Annotated in this window: 14 protein-coding genes; 9 read left to right on the plus strand and 5 right to left on the minus strand. The window is 41.1% G+C overall.

Translation table 11 applies throughout. The features are described 5' to 3' along the window. Nucleotides 1-152 (plus strand): transposase (locus JIG41_RS01440; protein ID WP_199524160.1); only part of this gene is annotated, 152 nt, incomplete at its 5' end. Nucleotides 153-212: 60 nt separating this feature from the next. Here JIG41_RS01440 and JIG41_RS01445 read toward each other — a convergent pair. From JIG41_RS01445 to JIG41_RS01460, 4 genes are read right to left on the minus strand one after another with little or no spacing between them, the layout of a single operon-like run. Further along, nucleotides 213-947 carry a phytanoyl-CoA dioxygenase family protein gene (locus tag JIG41_RS01445; RefSeq protein ID WP_199524161.1) on the minus strand — a complete coding sequence of 245 codons (735 nt, stop codon included), beginning with the start codon at nucleotides 945-947 and terminating at the stop codon, nucleotides 213-215. 4 nt (nucleotides 948-951) lie between these two features. Continuing rightward, nucleotides 952-1,533 (minus strand): uracil-DNA glycosylase family protein, encoded by a 582-nt coding sequence (locus JIG41_RS01450; RefSeq protein WP_036972599.1) that lies wholly within the window; start codon nucleotides 1,531-1,533, stop codon nucleotides 952-954. Between the two features lie 19 nt (nucleotides 1,534-1,552). Continuing rightward, nucleotides 1,553-1,915 carry a VOC family protein gene (locus JIG41_RS01455; protein WP_036972597.1) on the minus strand — a complete coding sequence of 121 codons (363 nt, stop codon included), beginning with the start codon at nucleotides 1,913-1,915 and terminating at the stop codon, nucleotides 1,553-1,555. A gap of 9 nt (nucleotides 1,916-1,924) precedes the next feature. Then, nucleotides 1,925-2,617: an aspartate/glutamate racemase family protein gene (locus JIG41_RS01460; protein WP_199524162.1), complete on the minus strand. Its 693-nt coding sequence runs from the start codon at nucleotides 2,615-2,617 to the stop codon at nucleotides 1,925-1,927. Nucleotides 2,618-2,823: 206 nt separating this feature from the next. Between JIG41_RS01460 and JIG41_RS01465 the strand changes: the two genes are divergently transcribed. From JIG41_RS01465 to JIG41_RS01475, 3 genes are read left to right on the plus strand one after another with little or no spacing between them, the layout of a single operon-like run. Further along, nucleotides 2,824-3,165: a hypothetical protein gene (locus tag JIG41_RS01465; protein ID WP_036972593.1), complete on the plus strand. Its 342-nt coding sequence runs from the start codon at nucleotides 2,824-2,826 to the stop codon at nucleotides 3,163-3,165. Next, nucleotides 3,162-4,763 carry a PepSY domain-containing protein gene (locus JIG41_RS01470; RefSeq protein WP_199524163.1) on the plus strand — a complete coding sequence of 534 codons (1,602 nt, stop codon included), beginning with the start codon at nucleotides 3,162-3,164 and terminating at the stop codon, nucleotides 4,761-4,763. Before JIG41_RS01465 ends, JIG41_RS01470 begins: the two co-directional genes overlap by 4 nt. Then, the gene (locus JIG41_RS01475; RefSeq protein WP_182396658.1) at nucleotides 4,760-5,095 is read left to right on the plus strand and encodes a DUF3325 domain-containing protein; all 336 of its coding nucleotides are present in this window, start codon (nucleotides 4,760-4,762) and stop codon (nucleotides 5,093-5,095) included. Before JIG41_RS01470 ends, JIG41_RS01475 begins: the two co-directional genes overlap by 4 nt. A 173-nt stretch (nucleotides 5,096-5,268) precedes the next feature. Here JIG41_RS01475 and JIG41_RS01480 read toward each other — a convergent pair whose 3' ends face one another. Then, nucleotides 5,269-5,802 (minus strand): lipocalin family protein, encoded by a 534-nt coding sequence (locus JIG41_RS01480; protein ID WP_312000472.1) that lies wholly within the window; start codon nucleotides 5,800-5,802, stop codon nucleotides 5,269-5,271. A 104-nt stretch (nucleotides 5,803-5,906) separates the two neighbouring features. Here JIG41_RS01480 and JIG41_RS01485 point away from each other — a divergent pair, with 104 nt between their 5' ends. From JIG41_RS01485 to ggt, 5 genes are all read left to right on the plus strand, one after another. After that, nucleotides 5,907-6,359 (plus strand): YaiI/YqxD family protein, encoded by a 453-nt coding sequence (locus JIG41_RS01485; protein WP_036972589.1) that lies wholly within the window; start codon nucleotides 5,907-5,909, stop codon nucleotides 6,357-6,359. Continuing rightward, nucleotides 6,356-6,895: a DUF6942 family protein gene (locus JIG41_RS01490; RefSeq protein ID WP_075593371.1), complete on the plus strand. Its 540-nt coding sequence runs from the start codon at nucleotides 6,356-6,358 to the stop codon at nucleotides 6,893-6,895. Before JIG41_RS01485 ends, JIG41_RS01490 begins: the two co-directional genes overlap by 4 nt. A gap of 74 nt (nucleotides 6,896-6,969) precedes the next feature. After that, nucleotides 6,970-7,338: a response regulator gene (locus JIG41_RS01495; protein ID WP_036972586.1), complete on the plus strand. Its 369-nt coding sequence runs from the start codon at nucleotides 6,970-6,972 to the stop codon at nucleotides 7,336-7,338. A 29-nt stretch (nucleotides 7,339-7,367) separates the two neighbouring features. Next, a complete protein-coding gene (locus JIG41_RS01500) occupies nucleotides 7,368-8,180 on the plus strand; it encodes an ABC transporter substrate-binding protein (protein WP_199524164.1) in 813 nt (270 codons plus the stop codon). 115 nt (nucleotides 8,181-8,295) lie between these two features. Then, on the plus strand, nucleotides 8,296-9,993 hold the full coding sequence (gene ggt / locus JIG41_RS01505; protein WP_199524165.1) for a gamma-glutamyltransferase: 1,698 nt from the start codon (nucleotides 8,296-8,298) through the stop codon (nucleotides 9,991-9,993). Nucleotides 9,994-10,345 lie beyond the last annotated feature (352 nt).

Here is a 10,345-nt window from a genome sequence, read left to right on the forward strand (position 1 = left end):
ACTTAAGGAAAAACAAGTTATGGGGAAACCATTTTTGGCAGAGAGGGTACTTCGTAGATACTGTAGGGATAAATGAAGAAATAATAAGGCGGTATGTCAGGCACCAAGAAAAGGAAGAGGTGCAAGAGCAGGCGCAGTTAAAACTCCAGTAAACAACGCCCCCTTCTAGGGGGCTAATGCAAAGCCACCTTCTTTAGAAGGTGGATCTTTTATTAAATAAAAACCGCAGGATTTTCCAATTTCTTAAGCTGAGCATCTGTCGGTAAAAAGTCCGTGTTTATAAATTGCTCCACGCTCTCATGGCGTTCAAAAAACAGAATATCGAGTGAAAACCTATTGAGCCCATACAATCCTCGGTGAATCATATTGGCCGAAAAAATCAATAGATCACCTTTTTGTAGTGAGATAGTTTTACCACGGCTTAAAGAATCATAATTGTGAGCCCCTTGCTGCTCTAGCCTTACCGCTAATTCTTCTTCAGAATCCCAATTTTTATGACTCGCTGGTATTAACTCAATCCCATGTTCATTTTCAAATGCAATACGGCAATGCAGTACTTCAGGACCTGTTAGAGCTGATTGCTGTGCATTGATATCTAAATGATACTGCGAATCTCGGTGCCAATAATTATGTTGTTCTGGGTTGTAAGGATTAAAAAATAATTGGCTATTTAAAAACCGTGGTCTCGCGATGATTGAGGTAACCTGATTGAGCAATTGCGTTGAGTTTATAAAATGGAATAAGCTCAGTTTTTCATTTTCTGTTAACCATGGAGACGCTGTGAGTCCTGAACTATTAATAGCTTTAGTTTTATAAAAAAGAGAATTTTCGCGAAGCCAATTATTATGAAATTTATCTAAAATGGGGCGAATAGCAGATAAAGCAGAATCATTGTAAAGCCCCTTTACATGCATGTAACCGTGTTGCTTAAAAAAAGTATTTTCCATTGTGTTATCTATTAAGTAATGAACGTATTTGGCTACTCAGTTCAGGAAGCACTTGTTCTTCAAACCATGGATTTTTCTTTAACCAAATATTATTGCGTGGGCTTGGGTGTGGCAAAGGTAAATACTTAGGCCAATAATCACGCCACGATTTTACTAACTCTGTTAACGGCAACTGTTTGGTATGAGGTAAATGATACGCCTGTGCATACTTACCTAAAATGATAGTCAGCTCAACGTTGTTTAATTGGGCGAGGAGCTTTTCTCGCCAAGCAATAGCGCATTCCTTGCGCGGTGGTCGGTCGCCAGACTTACCTTTACCCGGATAGCAAAAGCCCATTGGTAAAATAGCGAAGTTTTGGGCATCGTAAAACTCGTCATCACTGACACCTAGCCAATTTCGTAATCGTTTTCCGCTGGCATCATTAAAGGGCACACCTGTTTCGTGAACTTTAACCCCGGGTGCTTGCCCCGCTATTAAAATGCGCGCATTGGCATTAAATTGAATAACGGGACGGGCTCCTAACGGTAACTCAGGTTCGCAGATCACGCATTTACTAACTTGTTCTAAGAGTGTTTGATGTTTCATTACTTAGTAAAAATCTGATCTATGCTTGTTTTGACCACACGGCAAGCTCGTTGCCACTGGGTTCTGTAAAGTGGAAGCGGCAACCTCCTGGGAAATCAAATAATGGTTTTATAATAACCCCGCCGTGGTTCTCAACTTGAGCTTGGGTTTCTTTAATATTGTTAGAGTAAAGTACCAATAACGCCCCGCCATTGCTCGTTAAACTGGTTAAGGGTGCTTGATAAAAGCCGCCATCAAGCCCTGCTGATTCACAGCTGAAGGCTGTATATTCGGGGCCATAGTCAGTAAATTTCCATTTAAATACCTGCTGGAAAAAAGTTTTGGTAGCGGTTAAATCTTTAGCGGCGAATTCTACATAATTTAGACTGTGGTGATTCGACATAATAGGTTCCTAGTTTATGCTGTGCTTAAGCGCCATTGAACAATGCAATGCGGTGCTATCAAATAACGGAATGGCGGTATCAGTGTGTTGAATTAGCAAGGCTATTTCGGTACAACCTAAAATGATTGCTTCTGCACCTTGTTGGTATAGTTGATTGATAATTCTCAAATAAGCGGCTTTAGAGTCTGGGTTTATGATACCTATACAGAGCTCTGTATAAATAATTTCATGGATCACCGCGCGTTCGTCTGGCTCAGGAATTAGCACTTCAATTCCAAATTTGTCACTGAGGCGCTGTGTATAAAAATCTTGCTCCATGGTAAATGACGTACCTAGTAATGCGACTTTTTTGTGTTTACTGGTTGTAAGCTGCTCTCCAACGGCATCGGCAATGTGTAAAAGAGGAATCGAGATAGCTGCTTGAACTTGCTCTGCAAGCTTATGCATGGTGTTAGTACAGATAAGCAAACAATCAGCACCCGCAGCCTCAACTTGCTGAGCCGCATTTATTAATATTTCTGCCATTTTAGGCCAGTTTTGCTGTTGTTGAAGCGTTGCTATTTCGGCAAAATCAAGGCTAACTAAGGTTATTTTTGCTGAATGTAAACCACCAAGCTTATCTTTAACTCCCTGATTTAAAAGTTGATAGTAGATCTGTGTCGACTCCCAACTCATACCGCCAATTAATCCGATTGTTTGCATTATAACTCCTTCTGCTGTGTGCATAACACCATAGGCTATTGTGTAAAACAAAGCTAGCAGATCATTATTTTACTAACTATGAAATCGGGTTTTAAATCGTTCCTTTATAAAATACGGTTACGCAAATGATAATCACTATCTTTTTGGTTTTGTCACTATATAATAATGCGTTTTCTTCTCGTTTAACTTTTTTTTAAGGGATTATCATGCACTCTCAGTCCTTACAAGCTGGGCAAGCTAAAGAACCAAGAGGCGCTAAAAAACGTTCACAGAGCCTGTCATATCGTGTTGCTGTGTTTTTTCGTTTTGTTGCTGCCATCTTAGGGGGTTATGTTTTTACCAGTGTATTTATCTCATTACTGGCGGTCTTATTGCCGCTAAATAAACTCGACAGTGTGTTGTTGACCACAACCTTATCGGTCTTTTTTTATTGCTGCGTGTTCATATGGGTGTTTGCAGTTAAGTCACTGAAGGTCGTTTGGATCACCATCTTACTAACGACAAGTCTGCAATTATTCGTACTGGCTTTGATTAAGGGATGGCTATGAAAGAGAATTTCTTCCGTTCAATGACGTGGTTACACACGTGGGTAGGTTTATTAGTTTGCTGGCTTTTATTTTTAATTTTTTTCGCAGGCACGTTGAGCTTCTTTAAAGACGAAATTAGTTTTTGGGCTAAGCCTGAAATCCATCAAGTACGTCATCAAGAACACCGTGTTGATTCACAAGCAAAGCAAATTAACGATGTGTTTGCAGATTTACAGCAAAAAGCACCTAACTCTCTTTCGTGGCGTATAAACATGCCCGACTCGCGAAACCCCGTTTTAAGTTATGGCTATGCAGAACCTAAGCAACCAGGTCAACGTCGTGCTCCGTTTAATTACACTCATATAGACCCAAATACACTGGAACCAGTTCCTGAGCCACGTGATACTAAAGGCGGCGGCTTTTTTTATCGTCTGCATTTTGATTTGCATTATATAGATGTGTTTACTGCGCGTATTCTTGTTTGTTTAGCTTCAATGTTTATGTTGGTTGCACTTGTCACGGGGGTCGTAATTCATAAGCGTATTTTTAAAGATATGTTTTCTTTTCGTCGTAATAAAGGCAGTAGAAGCTGGTTAGATGCGCATAACGTGTCGTCTGTTTTGGCGCTTCCTTTTCATATTATGATTACTTACACAGGTATCATCACACTGATTTTTATGTTGTTCCCTTACCCCGCAGAAACCGTGTATGAAGAGGGATTAAGTCAGATGTTTAATGAAGCCTTACCGGTTAATAAGCGCGCGGCGCCAACCGATGAACACCGCCCCATGGTGGCAATAAATCAGGTTTTAGATCAGATTTATACTAAGTACCCTAATGCCGATATAAGCCATGTATTCGTTCGTAATGCCAATACGGCGTCATCACAAATCGTTGTCTATCTGGCGACAGCTAAAGAGGTGGTCGATAATGGTCCTCGTTATTTATTTAATGGTGTAACAGGGCAAATAGACGCGCAATCAGGTGAAGACTGGAGTGCATCGGCACAATTTTACGACTCAATGACCGCGCTTCACAGTGGGCGATTAGCTGAGCCATTACTACGATGGCTGTACTTTTTATGTGGGGTTGCTGGCTGTGCCATGATTGCGACTGGTTGCATGATGTGGGCGAAGCGTTTAAGAGAGCGCATGAAGCCTGAACAATCAGCACACCGTGGCTTGAAACTTGTTGAAACGTTAAATTTAGCTACATTAATGGGCTTGCCCTTTGCAACGTGTGCATTTTTTATCGCGAACCGATTACTACCTATAGAGTTAGCCGCACGTGCCGATAAAGAGGTTCTAGCCTTTTTCTTAGCGTGGTTATTCATTGCTGTTTTGGCTTTGTTTGGACGTACTCAGTCACATTGGCGCTTAGCTGCGTGGTTAAATGCGGTGGCATGTTTTTCAATCCCTTTAATTAATGCATTTACAACAGAGGGAAATTGGATCAGCTATTTACTAACTCAGCAATGGGCGCTATTTGGCATTGATAGTGCGTTTATCTGCGCTGGTTTGATGTTTATTGTTCAAAGCAGAAAAATACCTAGCCATGGCAATGTAAAAGAAAAAGGCAATTTATTTAAAAACAGGCAGTTAAAGGAGCAACAAGGATGATGGAATTACTGCAATTTAGTCTCTGCTTTTTAGCGTTTAATTGTTTTTCACTTGCAAAGTTTAATCATTTTCGCGATGTATTTAAAAAGAAACTTACTGAAAAACAGCGATATAGATTTTTAACGATTGGCTGGATCACTATTTTACTAAGTTTAGGACTGAGTGTGATGAGTGAAGGCGGATACGGCGCATTATTATTTTGTGGTTATATGGCGCTAAGTGTTCTTATGCTTATGATTTTATATAGTTTTACGGTCTCATGGGTAAAACACATCAGCGCAATAAATGTGTCTGTTTTGGTTTTAAGTGGGCTTTCAGTGATGATTTTCTAGTTAAGTTAGTAAAAAACTGATCTCAAAAAAAAAGGGTAGGCAATGCCTACCCGAGCAGGGGATTAAATTGGGGATCACATGTCATGTTCAATTTAATGTCGCACAGTGTGCCTCTTTTCCATGACAATTGTGTTGCACATTCGTGATAGTTTAAAGACGCGTGTAAAGCCCCTTTACATACCTTCATGCTCAACAAAAATAAGCTCATCTGTTTTAAAGCCATATTGTCTGGCGGTATTTTTAAAGTCGTCTAGCTGCTCTTTGGTGACTGTCGGGGTTCTTGATAAAAACCATAAATACTCTTTGTTATAGCCAGTAATATACGCGTATTGGTAGTTTTGCTTATCGAGCTCAAAAATGACATAGGAGCTGTAGAATGGGCCAAAAAATGAGACTTCTAAATGACCAATGTCATTTTTACCGGCAAACTTAGCCTTGCCTTCTGCTTGTTCCCACTTTTTATCTGAGGTGTTATAGCCTCTATTAATAACTTTAACAGTGCCATCAGAGTTGACTGAGTACTGTGCGGTTATCCCTTCTAAACCGCGTTCAAATGAATGATCAAGGCGCGCTATTTCGTACCATGTTCCGGTGTACTTATTTAGTTCAAAATTATTAACGGGTTTTATGTTGTCAGGCACTCCTGTACAAGCCGATAACAGGGTCGTAAAGAAAAGTAGAAATATAAATTTTATGCTGTTTTGCACACGCTCGCTCCTTTTAAAATTAAAGAATTTAATACGTTAATAGCGGTAAATAAGTTTAATTACGTTAAACTACCTAAGCTTAGAATAGTTAAATAGAGAAAACCATGAAGATTTGGGTTGATGCAGATGCCTGCCCCGTTGTTATTAAAGAAATTTTATTTCGTGCTGCAGAACGAACGCAAACAGTCACTACATTAGTGGCTAATCATGCTATGCGTGTTCCGCCGTCTAAGTACATTTTTCGTCAGCAAGTATCGTCTGGTTTCGATATCGCCGATAACGAAATTGTTAAGCGAGTCGAAGCTGGTGATTTGGTTATCACGGGTGATATCCCGCTGGCAGCCGAAGTGATTGAAAAAAATGCACAGGCGTTAAATCCCCGCGGTGAGCTGTATACAACAGAAAATATACGTTCTCGCCTTAATGTGCGTGATTTTATGGACACAATGCGCTCAAGTGGTATCGAAATGTCGGGTGGGCCGCCACCGTTGAGCCAAGCTGACCGTCAGAATTTTGCTAATAACTTAGACCGAATTCTTGCTCAAAAATCATCATGATTCAGCAAGAACACACTTTACAGGGCTTTGGTGACAGTGCATTTAACGTTGCTGTGTACATAGAAAAACGTCCGCCGATGGTGCCTTGGCACAATATTGAACATTTACATGCTATGCAAATTGGTCAAATAGATGACATTAATCAGGCTTGTGGAAATGGCTGGCGAAAAGTCTTTAATGTGTATGCAAAAGTGCTGTTTGCGCTGCCGAGCGAATATTTTCAGTTTGCTAAATGTTCTGCCAATTGGCAAACCTATCGTGATACGCGTTTACTCCAAGCACACAGTCACACAGCGTTGCTGTTTAGCCCTCCTGTATTTGACAACACGGATAAATTACACATTATCGCAGGGCGCACGTATGCAAAAAGCCTTGTTCAATCAGGTTTATTATCTAGCCAGCTCACTTGGCTTGATGAAGAGTTTGCCTTTAATAAGCAAGATAAGGTGATTGTGTGCCCCTATTTTGATTATAGGCAATTAAGTAATATTAAAATTGCGCGGCTTAGTCAGTTGGTTGCAGATATTTTCGCGTAAAAGTCTGCCTTATCATTGCGTTATTTGGCTTGCAAACTAAGCTTTAAGGTAATGTAAAACGGACTACACTTTATATGAAAATCCTTGTCGTTGATGATATGCCCTTAATGCGTCATGTTTTGATAAACATGCTACGTAGCCTTGATTACAACGACATAACAGAAGCAACGGATGGTTCGCAAGCGTTAGAGTTGTTAAAAAAGCAGCATTTTGATTTAGTTATCACTGATTTACATATGCCTAAAATGGATGGAAAGTGTTTACTTAATCACATTCGCGAAACCCCCGAGTTTGACGATTTACCCGTTCTTATGGTGACGTGTGAGGATAGCAAGCAAACAGTCACTGACATGATTGCCGCTAAAGTCAGTGGTTTTATCATTAAGCCATTTTGTCTCAACACGCTGCAAAAACAGCTAAGTAGAATCGTTAAACCTGCGTAATAAACCGAATAAGCCTGGAGTTAATTACGATGAAGAACTGGCCAGCCACACTCTGTTTATTTTTCACATGGGCAGCACTGGCTGAATCACAGCCATTAACCTTGTATACCGAATCATTTCCTCCTTATAATTTTGAGGAACATAATCAACCGACGGGTATTAATACTGAAATAGTTGAGACGCTTTGTAAGCACGCAAAATTAAAATGTGTTATACAGGTGTTGCCTTGGAGACGAGCGATGTCAAAAACGCTTGAGCAGCCGTATTCTGGTATTTTTTCAACGTCTCGAACAACACAAAGAGAAGCTCAGTTTCAATGGGTTGGTCCACTGGTGTCGGGGCAATCTTGTTTATATAGGTTAAGTGAGCGCACAGACATTGAGCTGACAAGTTCACGCTTGTTAACTAATTACACAATTGGCGTATCACGCGGCGATGTTTATCAAGCCGTACTTACAGACTTACAGTTAGTTGAAGGGCATCATTTTTTAACCTACTCAGGTAAATTTGAAGAGTTAAATATGTTTAAACGTGGTAAGCATGATTTATTAATTGGCTCTTCCATGACGCTTGCAACACAATTACAAAAAGTGGCTTTAAGCCCTGAGCAAGTGATACCTGTGCTTGAACTTAACCACCCTGCTTTAGGGGGAAACTATTTGGCTTTAAATAAATCTGCTCCAGCTAGTGTGGTCAGCGCACTTCAGCGCGCACTCGATACCATGAAAGAAAATGGGCAAATAGCTCCCATTGTTGAAAAGTTTGTCCCTGCTAATAAGTACCCTCATGTGCAAACCTCTCCTACGGTTGATAGGTGTTTTTACGGTACGGCTGTTTATTAATAATCGGGTGCTGTTTACGAATTCAATCGCGTTTTTTTTGCCCTCGGTAGCAAAACCATTGTTTACAGTGACTTTGCTTTTTATAGTGAATAAAACAATAAAATGAGAAATAACCATGAATCCAACGCCACTACTAAAAGGGCTTGTGTTAGCGGTATGCTTAGGCGCTGCTGGCACGACACAGGCTTACGACCGTATCACAGGGCATAACTTTGCCAGTCGCTCAGAAGTTATTGCGCAATCAGGTATGGTTGCAACGTCGCAGCCATTAGCCACACAGGTTGGCTTACAAGTGTTAAAAGACGGGGGCAATGCCATTGATGCAGCAATTGCAGCCAACGCCGTACTCGGGCTTGTAGAGCCGACAGGGTGTGGTATAGGTGGCGACTTGTTTGCCATTGTTTGGGACAATAAAAGCAAACAGTTATATGGCTTGAATGCATCTGGCCGCTCACCGAAAAGCCTGACATTCGACACCTTAAAGGCACAAGGCGATATGATCCCCGCCTATGGTCCGTTGCCTGTTTCTGTGCCAGGCGCTGTGGATGGCTGGTTTGAATTACATACTAAGTTTGGTAAAACACCGATGAAAACCTTACTTCAGCCAGCAATTGATTATGCTGAAAAAGGCTTTCCCGTTTCTGAATTGATTGCCTATTACATGCAAAAAAGTGTTGATGCGCGTGGAAAATACCCTGGGTTTAAAGACGTATACATGCCAAATGGGGCGATGCCAGAAAAAGGCGATATTTTTAAAAATCCTGCCCTTGCAAATACCTATCGTAAAATAGCGAAGGAAGGACGTGATGCTTTTTACAAAGGGGATATTGCAAAAGAAATTAGCCGTTATATGAAAGAAAATGGCGGTTATTTATCGTACGACGACTTAGCTTCACACCACAGTGAATGGGTTAAACCTGTCAGTGCAGATTACCGCGGTTATACGTTATGGGAATTACCGCCCAACGGCCAAGGCATCGCCGCTCAGCAAATTCTAAATATATTAGAAGGATACGATATTAAAGGTATGGGTTTTGATAGCCCTGAGTATGTTCACACGTTTGTTGAGGCAAAAAAACTGGCCTTTGCAGACCGCGCTAAATATTACGCCGATCCTGCGTTTAATACTATTCCCGTGCAGACCTTGATTTCTCAGCAATATGCCGATGAAAGACGCAAGCTGATTGACCCAAATAAAGCGGCAAAACGTGATCATGCGGGCCCAGTAGAAGGCGATACTATTTACCTGACGACGGCCGATAAAGACGGCAATATGGTGTCATTAATTCAAAGTAATTATCGTGGTATGGGCTCAGGTATGACCCCCGCTAAACTGGGCTTTGTATTGCAAAACCGAGGAGAAATGTTTGCACTTAAAAAAGGCCATATGAACCAATATGAGCCGGGTAAACGTCCGTTCCATACGATAATTCCAGCCTTTGTGACCAAAGATGGCAAGCCATACATGAGTTACGGAGTAATGGGCGGTGCGACACAACCGCAAATGCATGCGCAAATCTTAATTAACATGATTGATTTTGGCATGAATTTACAAGAAGCCGGTGACGCTCCACGTATTCTGCACAGTGGCTCATCACAGCCTACAGGCGAAATTATGGAAGACGGGGGCGTTGTGAGTTTAGAATCAGGTTTTTCGATGGAAACTCGCCGTGAGCTGATGAAAAAAGGCCACACTTTGCAAGACGCTGTTGGACCATATGGCGGTTATCAAGCTATCTTAAAAGACCTTAAAACAGGGGTGTACTATGGCGCATCTGAAACCCGCAAAGACGGCCACGCCGCAGGGTATTAAGGCAATATAAGGTAATAAATCATTGCGTTGCAATTGATTGATGACGCGGCTTAAAGCCGCGTCTAACTCTCGCTGTGAGACTCGCTTTGCGTGGCTTATAAGTTATCGACATACCTACCTATATACCTATCTATCTACCTACCCCAGTAAGACTGACTTTAGAGGTGAACCGTACTTCGTGTGCGAGCGTGCGTGTGTTGCACGATATATAATACCATTCCGCAAAAATACTTAATCATTTTGAGTGATTAAACCAGTCGCTACCTACGTTAAAAATTTCTGATTTAGAACAACTAAATAACTAAATTTTTGCCTTGTTATCAACGCGGTTTTATTGCCTCAAAATAGACCA

Origin of the sequence: Pseudoalteromonas sp. bablab_jr011 (assembly GCF_016464045.1) — a bacterium.
Lineage (GTDB): Bacteria > Pseudomonadota > Gammaproteobacteria > Enterobacterales > Alteromonadaceae > Pseudoalteromonas > Pseudoalteromonas lipolytica.